Below are 20142 nucleotides of genomic sequence, written 5' to 3'. Positions count from 1 at the left end.
GAACCAGCAATGTCTCAACTTGGATCCGACCGCCCCAACACCGAAAAGTCGGGCAGTATTCTAGGCTTCAACGGACTGCGCGGTCTTTCAGTCGTTCTGGTTTATCTCAATCACAAGTGCGGACTGCAATTCTACTCAGGCAGCGTCGGCGTCTGGATATTCTTCATCCTGAGCGGTTTCCTCATCATCGGCGAGCTCAACAGGCAGCGCAGCAAGGCCGAGACGGCCGCGTCCCGGCCCGCAGCGGAAATCGTCACCTTCTGGGTTAAGCGTGCGACGCGCATCTTTCCGGCGTATTATGCGCTTCTCGCCATCCTGTTCCTGACCCGGGCGTATTTTCAGCACGCGGGGCCCGACCTCGGCTTCCGCTATCACGTCGTGTACCTGTCCAACTACTGGATCGGCAGCGTCATCGGCGGGACCGCAGGTCCCTTCGGCGTGCTCTGGACGCTCTCGGTCGAGCAGCAGTTCTACGTGATCGCGCCCTTCCTGTTCATCCTGCTTCCTCTGGAGCGCCATTTCGTCACCTGCATGTGCGTCGTCGCCCTCGGGCTGGTCGGCCATTTCCTGATGTATTCGTCGGGCTTCAATCACACGGCCATCCACACCTTGTCGCCGTGGAATTTCAGCCTGATCGCGTTCGGTGGCGCGATCACGATCCTGCATCTTCACAGGCAAGGATGGGCTCCGAACGGCAACGGCACGTTCGCTTGTCTCCTCGTTGTCGCGTTCGCGTTGTGCTCGAACGGCGTGATTTACGACGCCCCTTCGTATCTTTCCCCTGTGATCGACACCGCGATCGGGCTTTGCCTGGTCGCCCTGGTGTGGTGGGTTCGCGCCAACCAGGAAAGTGTCGTTGTTCAGGCACTGGAGTGGAAGCCGCTCGAGCATCTCGGGAAAATCAGCTACGGCTTCTATCTCGTTCATAACTTCATCCCGAACCCGCTCGGCAAGGCGCTCACGCTCTATGGAGGGATGTCGGTGCCCAACAGCATGAAGATCAGCGCGGGCGCAGCGATCGGCTTCGTGATCTCCTACGCCGTCGCGCATGTGTCCTGGAAGTACTTCGAGTCGCCGATCCTGCGCAGCCGCCGCGGGCTGACCAAATTCTTCCTGCAATACCTGCCCGAGAGCCCTTCACAGGGCGTGCCGCGAACCGAACTGAAATAGGCGAGGTGTTTTGCGCGGCGCCGAATGTCGCAGACATCGGCGCATCCGCCGTGGGCTGTTGCCAAGCTCAGCGGCTCGTACGAAAGCCGCCGCCATCGGTTGGATAACAGCGATGGCGGACCCGCAGGCCCTTCTCTGCGACGAAATGCGAGAACAAGTCCCGATCAGCTTCCGGCGCTGCGCAAGTGCGTTCGAGCAGCGCGACGCGCGCCTCCGTGCCCGCCGCCTGATAGAGCGTGGCGGCGCTGGGGAACAGGCGGGCCTGGAAGATGTCGGCGAAGTCCTGGGCGGCGTAGTCCTTGAGCTCCGGCGAGGCCGCGTTGAAGACGCGAAGAGCCAACGGTGCGCGGATGAGCTGGAGCCAGGCCTCGTGCGGCGCGAAGTGATAAGAAAGACCCAGCAACTCCGCCGTCCGCGGCCCAAAGCCGACCTGGCGGATTTCGGCCCAGTACCGGCCGAACCAGCCCAGTCCTTCGGTCGGCGCGCACGTCAGCAATGCGCGGCTCGTGGAGGCGACGGCGTCTGCGTCGATGTCGATCTGCTTCAGATCGCCTGCGCGGGCCGAGTCGTCGGCAATTGCGAGCTGGAGCAGCAGGAGTTCACGCAGCGTCTTGGCGCTGCATAGCCGGCGGGCGGACGGCAGATTGTCCCCCACGATCCGCCTCAAGCGATCGGTTTCATAGCGCTCGCCGCGCGCCACGCGGCCGGCGATCTGCGGGACCGCTGGATTGGCCACATCCGGGGCGACCGATACGACCCAGACGAGCGCGACAGCAGCGAGAGCGATGGTTGAGCCGCGCAGAAGCCAGCGAAACGCGGATCCCGCCGGCTGTGCCGGCGGCTCGGCGCTAGGCGCCCTCGACATAATAGCTGTTGTAGTGCGAGCCCTTGTACGCCTCGATCCGCTTCAGCATCTTCGGATTGGCGCGATTGAGCACGGCGCCCAGGAGCTTCTTCTGAATGCCTTCGGAGCTCGCCATCGATTCCTGGAGCGCGTTGCGGCTCGTGCGGCCCCACTCGATCACGTAAACCATCGCATCGACGAGATGGCTGACGGCCTTGGCGTCCGCCACCGGCATCACCGGCGCCAGATCGATGACGATGTACTCATACTCCTCGCGAACCACCGCGAGCAGGTCGGCCATCGACTTCGAGGCAATCACGTCCGCCGAGTTCACCATGCGCGAAGCGACGACGGAGGGCAGGAAGTCGAGGCCGCTCTCCTTGCTGCGCTGGATGTGGTAGCCGAACGAGTGCGGATCCTTGAGGGCTTCGACCAGGCCGGTCTTGGAATGCGGAGCCAGCGCCCGCGTCAGCGAGCGGGTGTGGAGGTCGCCGTCGATCAGCAGCGTACGGTGGCCAGTCAACGCGGTCAGATGACCGAAATTGGCGGCGACCGTGGTTTTTCCTTCCTTCGGCAGGGACGACAGAATGCCGATCACCTTGACCTCGCGCGAAAGGCGGGCGACGTCGATCGACACCTTGATGTTCCGCAGTGTCTCCGCAAACCGCGAGAACGGGTGCTCGACGACGTAGCTCGATATGTTTGCTTCGGGATGATCCGCCGAAGCCCTTGCCGGGCGAATGTCGGGAAGGACGCCGAGGCATTTCACCCCGAGTTGATCCTCGACGTCGCTCGGAGATCGCAGTACGTCGCTCATCAGCTCCTTCGTGAAGGCGGCACCGAAGCCGAAGCAGAGACCGCCGAGCAGGCCGCCGGCCAGCGCCAGCAACGTCTTGGGCGAGCTCTTCTTGTCGGGCTTGACCGCCGTGCTGATGATGCGCGCTTCGCTGATCGGGAAGCTCTGGTTCTGCGTCGCGTTCTGGAGCTTTTCCAGGAAGTTGTTGTAGAGGTTGCGATAGGTGTCCGCAGCGCTCTCGAGGTCGCGCAGCTTGACCTGGGCCTGGCTGGTGCTGCCGGCCTGCGACACGAGATTCTTGAGATTGTCCTCGAGCGCCGTCTCGCGGCTCTTGGCGATCTCGTACTCGCTGCGATACGCGTCCGCGATACGACGCACTTCGTCGGCGATGGCCTTGCGCAGCTCGTCCATGCGGTTGGACAGATTGACGGCCGCCTGGTGGGTCTTGCCATAGCGGGTCGACCAATCGGCATACTGGGCCGCAAGGTCGAGATACTGGGCGCGCAGGCGTGTGATCACGGTGTTGTTGAGGGCGTCCGTCACCGTCGGCTGGACCAGATCCTTGTCCAGCAACGCTTCGATCCGGTCGAGGCGAGCCTTGGCCTCCGCGGTTGCCGCATGTGCGGCGATGAGCTGAGAGTTGACGTCGGCGAGCTGCTGCTCGCTCATCAGGCCCCGGCTGGTGCCGACGATGTTGTTCTGCGCCTTGAACGTTTGCACGGCGCGGTCGCTCGCGGTCGCTTGCTCACGCAGCTCGGCGCTGCGTTGCTGGAGCCATTCGCCGGCGCGCTTGGTCGACTGATATTTCGCTTCCAGGGCGCCCACGATGTACGCGTCCGCGATGGCGTTCGCGATCTGCGCCGCCTTGTTCGGATCGATCGAGCGGAAGTTCATCGAAAGGACATAGGTCGTCAGCACGCGCTCGACCTTGAGATTCTTCTGGAGCAGCTCGACCGCGCCGCGCTCGATCCGCTCTTTGGTGGGAGGGCCGTCCGATCCGAACAGCGCGATCACCTTGCCAATCACCAGCGGAAGCAATCCGGGATCGGAGCCGTTGAACTCCGAATCCTCGGTCAGTTTCAGGCGCCGGACGATCGACAGAAGCAGGTCGTCGGACTGGAGGATCTCGACCTGGCTGTCGACGAACCCCGGGTCGATCAGCGCGTTGGCGGTTCCGCTGTCCTTGTCCAGCACCTGGGTCTGACGCGTATCCATCAGGATGCGCGCATTTGCCGTGTACATCGGCGTCGCAACGATCAGGTAGACGAGAACGAGCGCGAGCGTACCGGCCACGATGGCGACGATTAGCGGCCATTGGCGACGTACGATGTCCAGAGCGCGCTCGGCGCTAAGCGTCGTGCCACCGACCTCGATGGCATATCTCGGACGTTGCGGAAACTGGTCTCGTGGTTGAAACATCTCTGGGAATCTTGAGGTTGTCACTCAGGGAGGGGAACGGGCTTGAACGGGTCGGCGAGTTCGGTCTTCCATTCACCCGACATCAGGCCGGCGCCCGGGCTCGAGCCTGCCGGCTGGTTATTGGCCGTAGATGGAGCAGGGCTCCCCGAAGCGGGTGTAATCGCCGTGTCCTGATCCGCGAAATATCCCTTGAGCACGGAGCCGTCGTGCAGCTTGGCGACGAATTCGCTGATCTTGCGCGCGACGTCGGGTTTGGTCGCGACGCAGCGCTCCTCGGCACGGTGAAGCCCGGCGCCGATTGCGATGCGATCGGCCTGGCTCGCCTCGCGCAACATGTCCCGGACCGGGTCGAGCGCCGCGATGTCGGTCACCAGCAATCCGGTCAGCCGGCCCGAAAGCTTGTCTCGGTCGTTCTTCGACTGCCGCAACAGAACCGAGGGATCCGAGACGAAGGCACTGATCGCGGCCGGCGGGGCGCGTTCGCCACGATCGACGCATTGCGCATGCGCCGGTGTTGCAAAGGCTGCGGACAGCGCAACGGCGACGGCAATCGGCGAAGCCCGGAACGGACCACGCAACAAGTTATCGAGTTTGAGGAGGATCGCGCTCATATCTCGTTGCGAACTATGGATGGCGTAACGATTTAGGCCGTAGGTCCTTGATGACCCAAAACTATGTCAAATTCTTGTGCGGCGCAAAATATAACCCCGCGCGGACCGAATAGCCATCCTCCGCACCGCGATTCAAATGAACAAAGCTGTTGCTGCAATCGGGCACAGATTCAGCGATGGTTGCATCATCGTCGCACGCCTTAAGCACGATTCTTAGGCAAACGCCATGGTCAAGACAACGCTCTGGCCAAGACAAAGGCGCGAGGGGATGGTCCAGGGACCATCTCCTCGCGCCTGTCGCAACTTGCGGTTAGGGGCGGGTAGAGTGGAACGTCGCGCGGTCTATTGGACGGTTCGCAACATCGCGAGACGCGTGGCGCGCAGGCGCTCGCCGTGCTCGCCGATCGCGACCCAGAAGTGCGGGTTGCTGCCGGACTGCATCGAGATCCACTCGTAATCCGCCGTGTTCCAGGAGCGCACCGAAGCGGACAGATTGTCGAGAACGAAGTCACCGTCGGCGAGACGCGCGACCAGCACGAGGTGGCCTCTGCCGCCCGTCAGGACAACTGCAAGTCGCAGTGCAGATTTGGGCCAGCCCATCTCGATCAGCTGATGGCGCTTGGTCACCGCGTAGTCGTTGCAATCGCCGGCGGACGGCGCAACCGTCCAGCGTGCCACCATCGGATTGGTAGATTTCTGCATCGGAGTGATGGACGCGTTGACCGAGCTGTTGACCTCGCGCAGCATGCTCATTGCCCGCTCGCCCGAAGGCAAGGTCCGTTCGGCGGTGTCGGCGGCGCATTCGGCGTCGTAGTTCATGCAGAACTTGACGAATTGCAGCGGCGCGAGCGCATTGTCGTACTCGCTGATGAAGGCGCGCTTTGCCTGGCTCTGCGAACCGTCGTTCAGCGTGTCGGCCTTGGCCGCAGCACCGGACGTCGCGACTCCGATCGCAACCAGCGATTTGATAATCCAGTTCATGACATCCCCGTCTCGCGTTTTCTTTTTGACGCTACCGGTATCTCACAAACGATTTGAGCTTTGGTTCCGCGGAAATTTACAATTGTAGCGAAATTGGCCGGTCTCGAGACCGGCCGCACAGGGGTGGTTAATCCGCTGTCAACGCGAAAGTTCCAGTCGTCAACGCGACGGGCTTACGGAGGTCAGAACCGAGGTCGACGTCGCTGCAAACAGCGTTTGCGTCTGCGACTGGGCGCTGCCGCCGTTCTGATTCAGCACCACAGGCTCGGTCGAGCTTGCCGGGCCACCGCGCGCCTCCGCGGCGGTCGAGCCTGGCCCACCTCCGGCAGTGGTCTCGCCCGTCGGATCGGCGCCCGCCGTCACTTCGGTGGCGATATCGCCGGTGATGCTGGTGAACGACTGGATCAGATCGGGATTGTCTGTCTTGAGAACCGCCTCCTGGATCAGCTGGGCAACGCCAGGCTGCGACAGAACACAGACGGAGGCGGCGGTGCCGAGGCCGGCGCCGATGGCGCGGCTCTGATCCGCGCTGCTGGCCTTCGCCAATGAGGCAATGCCCTCAACAGTCTCGGGGCGTGCGGTCAAAAGGTCACGGACTGCCGAGGCGAGACCGCCCTGGCCGTCCTTGAATTGATCGAGCAGGGCTCCCGGATTGGCCAGAAAGTCGGTGGCGCGCTCCGCCGAGACAGTCCCGGTGTTGGCGCCGCAGCCGGCGCTCACGCCCGTTGCGGCGAATGCCGCCGGCATTTCGGCAAACAGCGCCAAAGCTCCGACGATTGCCGTGAAGCGGCTCGCCGTAAAGCGGCTACCAGAATTCCAACTCATTGCCCTGCCCATTTCCAACTATTTTACTTTAACTCGATTTGCGCAGATTTGCCACGTTCTTTTCGCAGCTGTGACGGTAGCGATTGCGCGAGGCCACATCCGACGATGGCCACGAAAAACACGCCATATCCTGGAATTTGCAGTGAAAAATCGATGCAGCTATGTGATACGCCCAATACGGCGACGCTCGCGCCGATGACGGGTATGTAGCGATCACGCTTTCTGCGCAAGCTTCCGGTAAGCAAATGGTAAAAATACCAGAGGCTGACGAGCGCGATTACGGCAAAGGCGGGAATGCCCAATTCGACGGCAATTTCCAGCGGCGTGCTGTGAGCGCGGTCCCAGATGCCGAGACTGCCGAGCGCTGCAGGCCTGTAGGCGGGAAAAACAGCCTCGAAATTGCCGAGCCCGATTCCGAGCAGCCGATGATCGTCGATGATCCCCAATGAGGCCTGGTAGGCCGCAATCCTTTGGGGATCGATCAGCCCATGCTCGACGATTCGCCCTGCGACGAGGCCGCCGACGAGCTGCAGAAGCACGAGGCCTGCGGCCGCCGAGCCGCCAAGGACCAGCCATTTCCGCGATCTGCCGAGCTCGAGCGGCACGAGATAGAGGATGATGGCCAGCACGAAGGTGCCGACCGACAGCAGAAGGCCCGCGCGCGATCCGGTCATGGCCAGCGCAATCGTGCAGATCGCGAAGCCCGCGCCAAGCGCCACCGGTGTGGAGAGGATCTGCTCCAGCTGCTCTCGCCAATCCGGTTGCGCCGCCGGCCCGCTCTCCTGGCGGTGCATGGTGCGCAGGAGTGGCACCAGAAACAGCAGGGCACAGGTGCCCCAGAACGTCGCCGCGGTGTTTCTGTTGACAAAGGTCCCGGTGACAAAGCCCAGATAGGCTTCCTTTTGCCTGAACAGGACCACGTCAGGCGCGATCAGCTCCGCCAGGATTCCGTAGAGTGCATACAGGCACCCGGCCCATGCCAGTATTCGTAGCAGTGAACGGGCAGCTCTCGCATCGCTTGCAAGAATCACCGCGCGCGTGAAGGCGAGCGACAGCAGCAGGACCGATCCGAATGCCAGCCACGGTCCGCGCGCGGTCATAGAAAGGTGGTCAGACAGGGCAAGACCGAACAACCGCTGCGGCAGTTCCCAGACGGTTACGGATTGAGCAGGTGAATCGCTCCACATTTGCAACGCGACCATGACGCCCACTGTTGTGACGGCCACTGCCGCCGGAATCAGCAGCATGGCGTTGCGACGGCTCACCGCTGACAGATCGGCGGTCAGCAGGCTGCAAACGAGCAAGAAATTCCAGAAACAAATCCACGCGAGGTCGAGGGATCCGAGCGGAAGTGGCGCCAGCACAAACACGGCTGCGGCGAAAAATCGCGATATCGCGCCCAAAGGCCCCTCTGTCGTTCTGCTCAGCGCCGACGAGCTAACAGAACTTCATGCGAGATCAAGTTAATGTGCGCTGGGCGTATTGACGGTCATTCGCACGATTGCACGGAACGCGTTCGTGCGCGCAGCCCTGATCTGTTCCAAACGCAATGCCGTTGCCTCACGAAAGCTGAATTGAAGTTTATGAGCACGCTGCCGGAGTCGGGGCAGAGATGTGGCCGGCTTCTTGCTGCCGCATCTTGTGTGCAGTGTCGGCGCCGGAGATCGGCGGTTCGGCTCTTTTCAGTTGAATAAACCACCCGGTGGAGGCATTATATTGCACCGCAGCATTTCGCTTTGGTCGAATCGTAGAGCGTCTTTCAAGTGCTAGCTCATCAAACAAAGGCGCACTACGTTCCACTGGACAGCGTCCGCGGCCTCGCCGCCCTCTGCGTGGTCGTCCACCACTTCGTCGGATCGGATCCGCTTGCCGCTGCGCTGCCTCACCGCGCCTGGATCGACGTCGCGTTCTTTCACAATTCCTGGCTCTTCGTCGATTTGTTCTTCGTGCTGAGCGGCATCGTGATCTCGATGAGCTACGTTCAGTCGGAATTCAGCGAATTCGACTTCCGGACGTTCACTTTGCGTCGGATCGCACGCATCTATCCGCTGCACATCGTCATGCTGTTCGCGTTTCTGGCGTTCCGCCTGATGCGGCTATCGCTGACCGAAATGGGCCTGCTGCACTTCTCGACCAACGAATCGGCGGATCTCCAGGTTAACAACGTGTACTCGTTCGTCGCGAATGTGTTCTTGCTCCATGCTATGGGCGTGCTCGACTATCTGAGCTGGAACGGCCCGAGCTGGAGCATCAGCGCTGAATTCTACACCTACATCGTATTCGCCGGCGTCGTCGTCCTGGCGCAACGCCTCGGCTACATCAGGCTCGTCTATGTTCTCAGTGCCGTGCTGGCCGTCCTGGGCGCGGCGCTCATCATCTTCGTGCTCAAGAATGAAACGCTTGATTTCCAGACCAACGGTTTCACCCGATGCTTTCTGGGCTTCTTCATCGGCGTGCTCACGCTTCGCTTCGTCACCGGGAGAGGCCGCGCGGTGAGTCCTCTCGTTCAGTCGGCTTGCCAGATTGGACTGGCCGTCGTTGCCGTCGTGCTGGTTTGTGTCGTCGGCTTCGATGAACGGCTCAGCTTCGTCGCGCCGATCGTGTTCGCCGCTCTGCTGGGCTCGCTGATGGCGTTTCCCGAGCGGCTGCTGCCGAAGCTGTTGTCGGTTAGCCCTCTGGTGTGGTTGGGCAAGCGCTCCTATTCGATCTACATGGTGCACGCCCTCGTCCTCGTTCTCATACAATACTTCGCGCGGGGCGTGGGGACGGCGCGTTGGCAGCTGGTCGACAATCTTCTTCCCGGACTGGCGGCGTCGCTGCTGCTGGCCGTCTTCGTCGTGGCCGTGCTTGCGCTTTCCAACTTCACCTATCTCCGGGTCGAGATGCCGGGGTCGCGGTTCGTGCTTCGGCTGTTCAGTCGCCGTGCCGTTCCCTCTGTTGCCGCGGCGGAGTGAGGCGCGATGTCTAGCAGCTCTTCGGCTCTCCCGAGTTCGGACTGGCGCATCGTCGATCCGGTGCGGATGCCTCTGCATCATCAACAGGAAGGCAGTGCATTCTTCAGTCTCGAGGCGATCGCACTCCTGCTTTATTTCTACCGCGACGCGCTCGCAGGCGCGCTGCGCTATTATCTGGCGGTCCTCAAGATCAGTCCGTTGTGGTTCCTGCCCGACATCTTTGCCCTGGTCTGCATTTTCGCCTTCGTGCAGCGCTACATCCTGATGGGACGGAACCTCGTCGCCATCCTCACGCTGTTCTACATCTGCTTTGCGCTCTACCTCGGATATGTGTTCCTGGGTTATTTCAGCGGTATGATGTCGTCGTTCAAGATGATCGCGCCGGTGTTCGTCGGCTTCTGCTTCTGCGGGCGTAATTTCGGCGATTACGAGCGACTACAGCGCTGGCTTCACCCGATCTTCTACCTGACGATCATCGGGATCGTATTGTCGTCCCGCTTCCAGTTGCCGTGGGTGGGCTATGCCTACGAGACTTTCGGCACGACGCGGCAGGCGACGCGGTTGTGGTGGTCGGCTTCCGAGACACGCCTGGCGGGACTGGCTGCCGACAGCACGATGGCTGCGTTCTTCGTGTTCATTTCCTTCGTGATCATCTCGGTGCGCCGAAGCCTGCCGTGGTGCCTGTTCTGGACGCCCATCAGTCTCTACGCCATCAAATTGACCACAAACAAGACGTCGCTCGGCGTGATGGTGATCTACGTTCTTTGCCTGATCATCGTTCGTCTCGTTCCCGAGCGCGAGAAGTTTCCCATGCTGCGGCGGATGGCGCTTCTTTCGTTCCTGTCGATCCTGGTGCCGGCGGTGCTGATCGCCTTGTTCTCCGGCAACGGCCTCGTCAGCATGTCGCGCGGCCTGTTCAGCCTGCAGGACCGCGTCAACAACAGCTGGCAGCTGCCGTTCGTCTACATGGCCGATCTCATGCCGGTCGGCTTCTTCGTCGGCTGCGGCCTCGGTTGCTTCAACTATCCGCAGCTGCTGTTCTCGAACAAGCTCAGCTATTACGTACCGGTGGATAATTTCTACCTCGGCACCTACCTGATGTTCGGGCCGATCTTCGTGGTGTTCATGATCCTGGTCATCCTCGCGGTCGCAAGGACCAGGGACATCTACAAGCTGTCTTTCGCGGTCGCCATGAATCTCTTCACCATCACTGTCTTGGCCTATGGCCCGGCAAGCGGTCTGATCATGCTGGGCGTGGCCTTCAGCGAAGTCTTTGCGCGAGAGAAGGGTGACAAGACCGCCTCGAGTGCGGTACCGCTCGCGCCTGACGTCGACGATCTGGTTTCGCGGCCGGCATGATTGCCATGTTGCTGCATGCAATGAGCTGCGGCGCGCAGCGCGGGCTCCGGTCCGTCACTTTCTTTCATCTTGATATCGGATCGTGGTGGTGAGCGGAGACAGCAAGAATTTCGTAGAGGCGATACAGGGGCTGCGCGGTGTCGCCGCGCTCAGCGTGCTGATCGTGCACCTCCAGGACATGCCGCTTCTGGCGGGCTTCCTGCCTCCGATCTGGCCGTGGCTCGAAGCGACGGTCAACATGGGAGGGCACGGGGTCGAGCTGTTCTTCATGATCAGCGGCTTCCTGATTCCGGCGAGCCTCATGCGTCACCGCAGCGTCGGGAAGTTCTTTCTCGATCGCGCCCTGCGTATCCTTCCCGTGTTCGTGATCCTGCACCTGATCCTGTTCACGGCAGGGCCCCTGGTTGGCTACAAGTTCTTCAAGGGGATCGATCTGCCGACATATCTCAAGCTGTTCTTCGTCAACCTCGCGTTCCTGCCGGACGCGCTGGGATTGCCTATCGGCCAGCAGAACGCCTGGACCCTGAGCTACGAATGGGCGTTCTACATCCTGTTTGCGGTGGTCTTCGTGACGGTGGTGCGGCGGAGGAACTGGCTTCTGGCGGCGCCCTTTATCCTGCTCGGTCTCGCAGGCATCGCTTTTCGGCCGATCGCCGCGTTCTTCCTTGTCGGATTGCTGTTCAGTCTCATCGACCTGCGGATCCGCGTCGTCGGCTGGCCGGGGTTGCTGGCCGGCATCCTTTGCGGGGCCGCGATGTACGTGTCGATCGAATATGTGCATCCACTGGTCGGGTTGCTCCCGGGGGCGCTGCTGTTTGGAATGGTCCTTGCTCCAGACTCCGGTGTTGCCGTTGCTCTGAGCGGCAAATTCCTCCAGTTCCTTGGAAAGATCAGCTATAGCCTCTATTTGGTCCATCCTTTTGCGCTATTCCCGCTGCAGGTGATCGGAGTGAAGCTGGCCGCGCACGGCGTCAATCTCTGGCTCCTCTGGGCCGGGTTTGCAGGTCTTGGCTTAATTGCCGCACTGATAGCGGGTACGGTCAGTTACGAGCTGATCGAAGTGCGACTGCGCCGTTTGCTGGATCCGGCGCTGCGGGGCCTGTTTTTCGGAGTGCGTCGTGAAGCCCGTTATGTCGCTTGAGCGCGTGCGCTCGCCCTTGTTTCAGCCGGATCACATACGGGTGACGTCATGATCATCAAGAATCTGCTCTCGATGTCGAGCGTGAACGTCGTGAAGTCGGCGGTTCAGTTCCTCATCACGCTGCTGATCACCTATTTCGTGACGCCGACGGAATTCGGGCTCGTGGCGTTTTCGCTGCCGTTCATCGCCTTCATCTCCATGCTGACCGACCTCGGACTGTCGAGCGCGATGATCCAGAGGACGTCGCTCACGAAGGAGGAGGCCGGCGCGGCGACGACGCTGATGGTCGCGATCGGGATCGGCTGTGCATTGGTGCTGGCCGCCGCATCGAAGCCTCTCGGAGCCGCCGTCGACATGCAGGGACTGCCGGCCGTGCTGGCCGCTCTCTCCGGTTCGGTCGTCTTGTCCATTTCCGCGATGGGACCGCGTGCGGTTCTGGAGCGCTCGCTGCAATATCAAACGATCGCCCTGATCGAAGCTGGGGCAGCCATGGCTTCCGCGACGGTGGGCGTGGTCGGAGCCCTGCTCGGATGGGGGATCTGGGCGCTGATCGCGTACTATGTCCTGATGCAGGCGGTGCGCGCCGTTGCGTTCTATGTGAACACCAGGCGCCACATCCATCTGTGCTTCAAATGGCGCGGCGTCGCCCTGATGCTGTCGTTCGGCGGCTGGGTGCTGGCCTCGAACGTCCTCAACTTCACTGCGAGAAACGTCGGCAATCTCCTGATCGGCGCCAAGTTGGGCGCGGCGGCGGTCGGCCTGTTCGGTCTCGCTTTCCAGTTCATGACGCTTCCGCTGATGATTCTCTCCTGGCCGGGCGGGGGCGTTCTCATGGCCACCTTGAGCCGGATGAACGGCGAGCAGGAGCAGGAGCGGCGCAAGGCGGCGATTTGCGCGGTGCTCGGCATGACCGCGATGATCACGTTCCCGGCGATGATCTATCTGACATTCGGGCTGAAATATCCCGTTGCGACATTCCTTTCGTCGCATTGGCAGGAGGTGCTGCCGCTGATCGCCATTCTCGCACCCGCGGGTGCCGCGCAATCGATTGCGGCCTATGCCGGCCCGGTCCTGCTGGCACACAATCAGGCGCGGCTCCAGTTCTGGGTGAGCAGCGCCAATAGCGCCAGCATGATTCTTGCTTTTGTCGTCGCACTCCCGTTCGGACTCACGGCCGTCGCCGTGGTGTACCTCGTCGTGTCGATCCTGGTTTGCGCTTTCATGCTGATGATCGGAGCCCGCAACTGCGGGGTTCCCTATGCGTCGTTGTTCGGTTCCCTGATGCCCGCCACCGTGGCGACGTCCCTGGGGACGCTGAGCGCCCTCGTGGCGACGAAGGGCGAGGTCGCAAGTCTGTCGCATTGGCTGATTGCGACGACCGTTTATGCGGTCGTCGTGCTTTGCAGCTACGTGATATTCAGGCGTCGTATCTGGAACAGCATGCAGTCGCTGCTCGGCGGGTCGGTTCCGCCCATGCAGGCAAATCTTCCCTCGGCAGGTTAGTTAGTAGAGATCGGTTGATGTCTTCAGGAGAGGGAATGGGCGACACGTCCCAGCCGGGAATTCCGTGGCGCGAGGACCTGATGGCAAACACCGGCAGGTCCGGCGTTGCAGCCGCTATCGTCGCCTTGCTGACGAGCCCGGGCTTCGCCGTGATCACGACGTGGCGGATCGCCAAGATGCTGCGCTTCCGGACGCGCTGGGGTCATCAGATCACCTGGCTGCTCGTGAGGGCGCTGATGCGGCGAGGCTGCTACATCTCGGTTCTCGCAGAGATCGGTCCGGGACTGATCCTGCCGCATCCGACCGGAGTCGTGATCGGCGAGGGGGCGCGGATCGGCCGTTCCGTGATGCTGTATCACAACGTCACGCTTGGCCGGCGCGCCTGGGATGAGCCCGGTTGTCCGACCATCGGGGACGATGCCGTCATCTATACCGGTGCCGTCATCGTCGGCCCCATTTCGATTGGCGCAGGAGCAAACGTCGCCGCCAACGCGGTTGTGACGCGTGACGTTCCGCCCCATTCCGTTGCTGCGGGAGCACCCGCGCGTGTCGTACGCTCGGGAGCACCCGATCGGATGCGCGCTTAGAGCAGCAAGGCCGGCGCAGGCGCCCTGTCGATCATCGGGTCATTGCGCTCGAAGAGGCTCTTTCACAACGCCTATTTTTTCGGGCGGCTCGATGTTGTTCGGAACCAACACCGGTTCCGCGCTGCTCGTTTGCTCGCGGACTTGGGGCGAACCGTCCTACGGACGAGGCTGAGCAGGTTCCATTCGTTCGACCGATGTCGTGCCGGCCATGACGCGACGAGCGGCAATTGCATAGATTTCGGCCGTCACCGTGACGTCTTTCTAATCGGTTCTTGGCAGCAAAGCGGTCACAATTCTGATTGCTGGCTATGTATAGTTGTGTCGGGAAACGTCTAATCATGTAACCGAGGGCCAGCCGATGTCGTCGATCATTACCGATTTTTCGCAAGTCTATCCCTATCTCGACGGCTCGAAGTTCAAAGACACCATCGTCGTGCAGTACCGGGGCGAGGGCGACGTCAGATACAGATGTGACGTCCTGGTGGACATTTGTCGGGGCAAGCGGGTCTTGCATGTCGGGTGTTGTGACCATCTGCCGCTCATCAAGCGTAAGATCGACAATCGGGATTGGCTGCACGGCTTGATAACGGAATGTTCCGAATACACGGTCGGCGTCGATATCGATGCGGGCGCGGTGCAGGAAGCGTCACGAGTTTCCGGCCTCGACAACATGGTCGCAGGAGACGTGACGTCGGGTCAAAAGATCGAAGCAATATCCGGCCGGAAGTTCGACATCGCCGTGTTCGGCGAAGTCGTCGAGCACATTTCGAACCCGGTCTCGTTCCTGTCGCGCTTCAGGGAGAACTACGGCGACGTCGTCGACCAGATCGTGATCACCGTTCCGAACGCCTTCAGGGGCGGCAACATCAAGGGCATCTTGAAGAACGTCGAGACGATCAACAGCGATCACCGGTTCTTCTTCACGCCCTATACGATCGCCAAGGTCGCAATCGACGCCGGTTATGCGCCGGTCGAGGTGAAGATGGCGACCTTCATGCGCGCGGGAATGCTGAAATCGATGCTGCTGCGGCAGCTTCCGCTGCTCGCCGAGGACATCATCTTCATCGGCGCGGCCATGCGGCCGCACTGACGCCGTTTGTGTCCCGTCATCCGGGCCGGCAGGCGCGCCTGCCGGCCCGGTGTTCGTCAGACGAACAGGAAGTTGCCGTGATCGAGCGTCGCCGAGTTCACATTCTTCAGCAGGATCGAATCGGACGAGGTGAGCTGGACCAGCGTGTCCGAGCCCGATTGCGAAATCTGGAGGTGGCTGTAGTCCGCCACCAGTGATTTCAGGATCTCGACCGTGTCGTGGTTGGACGCGGTTCCGGCGTGGAAGCTCTTGATCTGGTCGTTGCCGCCGTCGAACATGACGGTGGTCGTGCCAGGAGCCGTGGAGAAGACGTCGTTGCCGCTGCCGCCGGTCAGCGTCAGTCCCGCGGTCACGGCCGTGACCGCGTGGGTGCCGTCGGTGTTGAGGACGTCGATCGAGAGCAGCGAGCCGCTGCTGTTGTAGCTGTCGTGTTCGACGGCGCCTGGCAGGCCGGAAACCGCGAACTTGAAGACATCCGTCGTTCCGTCGGTATTGTTGAGGGTCTCGGTCGTCTTGACTCCGGTAGAGTCGTAGACATCGGTGACCTTGCTGCCGTCCGACTTGATGACTTGCGTGTAGTCGAGCGTGCCATCCGCGTGCGAACGGATGAGCGACGTCATCTTGCCCGCAGCGTCGATGTGCTGCTGCTCCGTGACGTAGCTCTTGCCGGTGATGTTGTAGATCGTGTTGTCGTGCGAGCCGTCGGTGTTGTTGGCGTAGACCGCGGTTTTGACGCCCGACGAATACACGGTCGTCGAGTTCGAGCCGTCCTTGTTCAGCACGTAGTCGCTGGTCAGGCTGCCGCTGCTGTCGAACAGTTTCGTCTCCTTGGTGCCGTCGGCATTGACGACATAGATCGACGAGTTCAAGCCGTTCACGTAGTTCGTCGTCGTCACGTCGCCGCCGGCGGTCTTGAGGACATGCTGGGTGACGTCACCGGACGAATTGTAGATGTCCGTCGTGGTCGACCCGTCGGTGCCGTTGAGCACCTCGCTCGTCTTGTGGCCGGTGCTGTCATAGAGGTCGGTGACCTTGCTGCCGTCGCTGTTGATCACCTGCTTGTAGGCAAGCGTATCATCGGCATGAAGGCGGGTCAGGGTCGTAAGCGTGCCGGCCGCGGTGAGGTGCTGGATCTCGGTCGTGTAGCTCTGGCCCGTGATGTTGTAGAAGGAGTTGTCGTGGCTGCCGTCGGCATTGGTGACGTAGAGCTTCGTCTTGACGCCGGCCGAATAGACCGTGTTCGAGGACGAGCCATCCGTGTTCTGGACCAGGTCGCTGGCGATCTTTCCGCTGGAATCGTACAGCTTGGTGTCCTTCGATCCATCGGTGTTGACCACGTAGATCGACGCCAGCAGCGTGCCATTGTAATTCGTCGTGGTGGTGCCGGAGCTCGTCTGGACGATCTCCTGCTTCAGCGCGCCGGATGACGGGTCGTAAGTGTCGGTCGTCGTGCTTGACGACGTGACGGTGACGACCGAGGTCTTGTGGCCGGTGGAGTCGTACTGGGTCGTGACCTTGCTGCCGTCGCTGTTCAGCACCTGGCTATAGGCCATCGTGCCGTCGGCATGGGTGCGGCTGACCAGCAGCAGCTTTCCGCTGGGATCGATATGGTCGTGCTCGGTCGTGTAGGACTGGCCGGTGATGTTGTAATAGTAGTTGTCGTGGCTGCCGTCGGCGTTGGTGACATAGACCTTGGTCTTGACGCCGGCCGTGTACAGCGTGTTCGAGGACGAGCCGTCCTTGTTCTGAGCGAGGTCGCTCGCGATGACGCCGTTGGAGTCGTAGAGCTTCGAGTCCTTTGAGCCGTCGGCGTTCACCACGTAGACCGACACAAGCAGCGCGCCGTTGTAGTTGGTCGTCGTCACGTCGCCGGAGGTCGTCTGCACGACCGTCTGCTTGAGTACGCCGGCGGTGGTGTAGAAATCGGTCGTGGTGGCCGTCGACGTCGTGGTGACGACCGAGGTCTTGTGACCCGTGGAGTCGTATTGGGTCGTGACCTTGCTGCCGTCGCTGTTGAACACCTGGCTGTAGGCCATGGTGCCGTCGGCATGAGTCCGGCTGACCGACAGCAGCTTGCCGCTCGCGTCGAGATGATCGTGCTCGCTGGTGTAGGACTGGCCGGTGATGTTGAAATAATAGTTGTCGAGGCTGCCGTCGGCGTTGGTGACGTAGGTCTTGGTCTTGACACCGGCCGTGTACAGTGTGTTCGAGGACGAGCCGTCGGCATTCTGGATCAGGTCGCTCGCGATGATGCCTTTGGCATCGTACAATTTCGACTCTTTTGACCCGTCGGCGTTGACGACGTAGACCGACACCAGCAACGAGCCGTTGTAGTTCGTCGTGGTGACGTTGCCGGAGGTCGTCTGCTCGACCGTCTGCTTGAGCACGCCGGCCGTGGTGTAGAAATTGGTCGTGGTCGCCGACGCCGTGACGGTGATCATCGTGGTCTTGTGGCCCGTGGAGTCGTACAGGGTCGTGACCTTGCTGCCGTCGCTGTTGTAGACTTGGCTGTAGGCCATGGAGCCGTCGGCATGCGTGCGGACGACGGACAACAGCCTTCCGCTCGCGTCGAGCTGGTCGTGCTCGCTGGTGTAGGACTGGCCGGTGATGTTGTAATAGTAGTTGTCGTGCGTGCGGTCGGCATTGGTGACATAGACCTTGGTCTTGACGCCGGCCGTGTAGAGCGTGTTCGAGGACGATCCGTCCTTGTTCTGGACGAGGTCCGCGATCAGATTGCCGCTCGTATCGTAGGTCTTGGTGTCCTTGTCGCCGATTGGCGACACGGTGACGTCACGCACCATCTTGCCGTCGGTGTAAGCGATGTTCTCCGACGAGCCGTCGGTATTGAGCGTGACCTTGCTCGTGATGACGCCGTTCGTGAAGTTGGACGTGCTGGTCGATACAAGCCTTGCGGAAGAGTCGTAGACCCTGGTCACGCTCCAGGTATCGGTCGAATTGGTGACGGAGAACTGGTAGCCGCCCTGGATCGCAGCCAGCGCGTTGGTGTAGTGCGAGATCATGTACTCCATGGTCGCGATCGAGGCGACCGGAAGCACGTGCGTGTCGGTGAGCGTGATGGTCTGAAGCGAAGCCGAGGCGTTCAGCTCGGACATCTGCGACACGATGTCCTCAGCGGTTCCGCTGACATCGGTCACGGCGGGCGGTGTCGTGCCGCCGCCTGCCGGAGCGTCGATCTCGATGATCAGGGGGTGATCCGTGATCGGAACCACGATCTGGCTGACGTCGGTGTAGGTGGCAATCGGCGAGCTGCCCTTCAGCGGGTCGTAAACGCTGATCAGGTGGTGGACGCTGCCGAGGTTCACCGTGACGGAACTGGTCGGGTTCGAGATCTCGGTGTCGGTCGCGTCGTTCCAGACCTTGGGTTCCGCCCAGACCACCAGCTCATAGGCGCCGTTGCTCTTGCCGAGAACCATGCTGTTCCCGCTCGCAGGCAGACCGTCGAGCGTGTAGTTCAGCGAAGCGGTCGGCGTATGGCCGCCCGTGCCGTCGTCGGCAAGGATCGTCGTCAGGTTGTGGACCGCGGTCGCTGCGAGCTTCGGGGTTCCGTCGCTGTTGAACAGGCCCCAGTGCGATTCGGAATCCGTGGGGTCGTTGCTCCCCGAGGCGTCGAGCAGCTGATAGAGATAGGTGGTGCTGACGCCGTCCTTGTAAGCGTCGACCAGCGTGTTCAGGATCGATTTCGCCTGCACGTTCTCGCTGGCGCCGACATAGGGCGTGTCGCTCTTCGTCGTGTAGCCGGTCTCCGTGATCACGACCGGTTTGCCGGCGGTGACCGACGTGGCGTTGCCGAGCAATTGCTCGAGGGCGGCTTCGGGCGTCAGGCTGGTGCTGATATAGGCGTGGGAGTTGGCAAAGTCGGTCGATCCCGACATGTCGCCAAGATTGGCGTAGTCGGCCAGGTCGTTGTAGCCGATCGACAGATTGTAGACGGGAATGTCCTTGAGCGCGGCATCGGCCTTGATGGCCGCGTAATAGACACCCTGGAACTGGGCTGCGGCTGCAATGCTGGAACTCCCGTTATAGGAGAACTCCTGGATGTTGACCTCGTTCAGGCCTTCCAGTGCGATGACGCTGCCCGGGTGGTCGGCCGCGAACTCCTTTACCGCGTCGAGATAGTCCTGAAGCGCGGCTGCGCCACCGGCCGGAACGCCTGATGGAACAACGAGATCGAACTTGTATCCATCGTGAGCGAGACCCTCGACGATCGGCTGCGCCTCGGGACTCGTTGCGAGTCCGCCGCGCAGTTTGGTCACCCCGAGATATTTGAGGTCGTCCTCTACGAGGGCGAGGTTGTCGTAGGCGCCCCACGAATAACCAACATGAACATTGACGCCGATGGAACTGATGAAGGTGCTCGCCGAGAGGATCGTTTGATCCGGTGATGCTGTGGTCATCGGTATTTCAGAGCCTTTTCTGGAACGCGAGAGTTCATTGCCGCCTGTGTCCGTCGTATCGGCCAATCTCTGTTTTTCGAGTTGGTGAGATCGGTAAAAATGGAAGCACCCCGGAGATTCTCTCGCCGAGACTTTCCTGCGCGACGCTCACAGCGCACGAATCTGCTTAGACTGAGCTTCATCTGTGAAGACCACGCTAATGTGCTTGCAGCATGACGTCGCGATGGCGATGCAACGACGATGTTCGAGCGATGTTGTGCCGCTGCCTAATCGCAACGCATTTGCTTCTCGCACAGGCAAATTAGTTTCCAATGTATTGCGTTAGGCGCCGTTAGGATTTTGCCAGCGTTGATCGAATCGCCTCAAGAACAAAGATCGTAGAAACACGGACCGAGCGTCGAATGCGACACTTGTTTTCGTGCCGGAGGTCGACGGGAGTCTTCCGGA

Annotated in this window: 14 protein-coding genes; 7 read left to right on the top strand and 7 right to left on the bottom strand. The window is 61.3% G+C overall.

What is annotated here, in order from left to right:
* Positions 1 to 9: 9 nt before the first annotated feature.
* Entirely contained in the window at positions 10 to 1170 is a 1161-nt protein-coding gene (locus BM118_RS23370; protein ID WP_092187834.1) for an acyltransferase family protein, read from the top strand.
* Positions 1171 to 1237: 67 nt separating this feature from the next.
* Here the strand turns inward: BM118_RS23370 and BM118_RS23365 are convergent, their stop codons facing one another.
* From BM118_RS23365 to BM118_RS23340, 6 genes are all read right to left on the bottom strand, one after another.
* Positions 1238 to 2035 carry a hypothetical protein gene (locus BM118_RS23365; protein ID WP_092187833.1) on the bottom strand — a complete coding sequence of 266 codons (798 nt, stop codon included), beginning with the start codon at positions 2033 to 2035 and terminating at the stop codon, positions 1238 to 1240.
* Entirely contained in the window at positions 2019 to 4229 is a 2211-nt protein-coding gene (locus BM118_RS23360; RefSeq protein ID WP_177234607.1) for a GNVR domain-containing protein, read from the bottom strand. The genes BM118_RS23365 and BM118_RS23360 overlap by 17 nt, the downstream gene beginning before the upstream one ends.
* 20 nt (positions 4230 to 4249) lie before the next feature.
* Entirely contained in the window at positions 4250 to 4840 is a 591-nt protein-coding gene (locus tag BM118_RS23355) for a hypothetical protein (RefSeq protein WP_092187831.1), read from the bottom strand.
* Positions 4841 to 5182: 342 nt separating this feature from the next.
* A complete protein-coding gene (locus BM118_RS23350) occupies positions 5183 to 5821 on the bottom strand; it encodes a transglutaminase-like cysteine peptidase (protein ID WP_092187830.1) in 639 nt (212 codons plus the stop codon).
* Between the two features lie 159 nt (positions 5822 to 5980).
* Complete coding sequence (locus BM118_RS23345; RefSeq protein ID WP_244550204.1) at positions 5981 to 6586, bottom strand: hypothetical protein; 606 nt, start codon at positions 6584 to 6586, stop codon at positions 5981 to 5983.
* Positions 6587 to 6669: 83 nt separating this feature from the next.
* The gene (locus BM118_RS23340; RefSeq protein WP_092187829.1) at positions 6670 to 8049 is read right to left on the bottom strand and encodes an O-antigen ligase family protein; all 1380 of its coding nucleotides are present in this window, start codon (positions 8047 to 8049) and stop codon (positions 6670 to 6672) included.
* A 360-nt stretch (positions 8050 to 8409) separates the two neighbouring features.
* Here BM118_RS23340 and BM118_RS23335 point away from each other — a divergent pair, with 360 nt between their 5' ends.
* The 6 genes from BM118_RS23335 (at position 8410) to BM118_RS23310 (ending at position 15280) form a co-directional block, all read left to right on the top strand.
* On the top strand, positions 8410 to 9600 hold the full coding sequence (locus BM118_RS23335) for an acyltransferase family protein (protein ID WP_092187828.1): 1191 nt from the start codon (positions 8410 to 8412) through the stop codon (positions 9598 to 9600).
* Between the two features lie 6 nt (positions 9601 to 9606).
* Positions 9607 to 10959: a hypothetical protein gene (locus tag BM118_RS23330; protein ID WP_092187827.1), complete on the top strand. Its 1353-nt coding sequence runs from the start codon at positions 9607 to 9609 to the stop codon at positions 10957 to 10959.
* 88 nt (positions 10960 to 11047) lie between these two features.
* Entirely contained in the window at positions 11048 to 12100 is a 1053-nt protein-coding gene (locus BM118_RS23325; protein ID WP_177234605.1) for an acyltransferase family protein, read from the top strand.
* Positions 12101 to 12148: 48 nt separating this feature from the next.
* Complete coding sequence (locus BM118_RS23320; protein WP_092187825.1) at positions 12149 to 13603, top strand: lipopolysaccharide biosynthesis protein; 1455 nt, start codon at positions 12149 to 12151, stop codon at positions 13601 to 13603.
* Positions 13604 to 13638: 35 nt separating this feature from the next.
* Positions 13639 to 14190 (top strand): serine O-acetyltransferase, encoded by a 552-nt coding sequence (locus tag BM118_RS23315; RefSeq protein ID WP_092187824.1) that lies wholly within the window; start codon positions 13639 to 13641, stop codon positions 14188 to 14190.
* A 358-nt stretch (positions 14191 to 14548) separates the two neighbouring features.
* Positions 14549 to 15280, top strand: coding sequence for a methyltransferase domain-containing protein (locus BM118_RS23310; RefSeq protein ID WP_092187823.1), 732 nt, complete (start codon positions 14549 to 14551; stop codon positions 15278 to 15280).
* Positions 15281 to 15336: 56 nt separating this feature from the next.
* Here the strand turns inward: BM118_RS23310 and BM118_RS23305 are convergent, their stop codons facing one another.
* A complete protein-coding gene (locus tag BM118_RS23305; protein ID WP_092187822.1) occupies positions 15337 to 19695 on the bottom strand; it encodes a hypothetical protein in 4359 nt (1452 codons plus the stop codon).
* Positions 19696 to 20142: the final 447 nt, after the last annotated feature.

It is taken from the genome of Bradyrhizobium sp. cf659, from assembly GCF_900113725.1.
In the GTDB taxonomy this organism is placed as follows: Bacteria; Pseudomonadota; Alphaproteobacteria; order Rhizobiales; family Xanthobacteraceae; genus Bradyrhizobium.
This window is presented reverse-complemented; position numbering and strand designations above follow the sequence as displayed.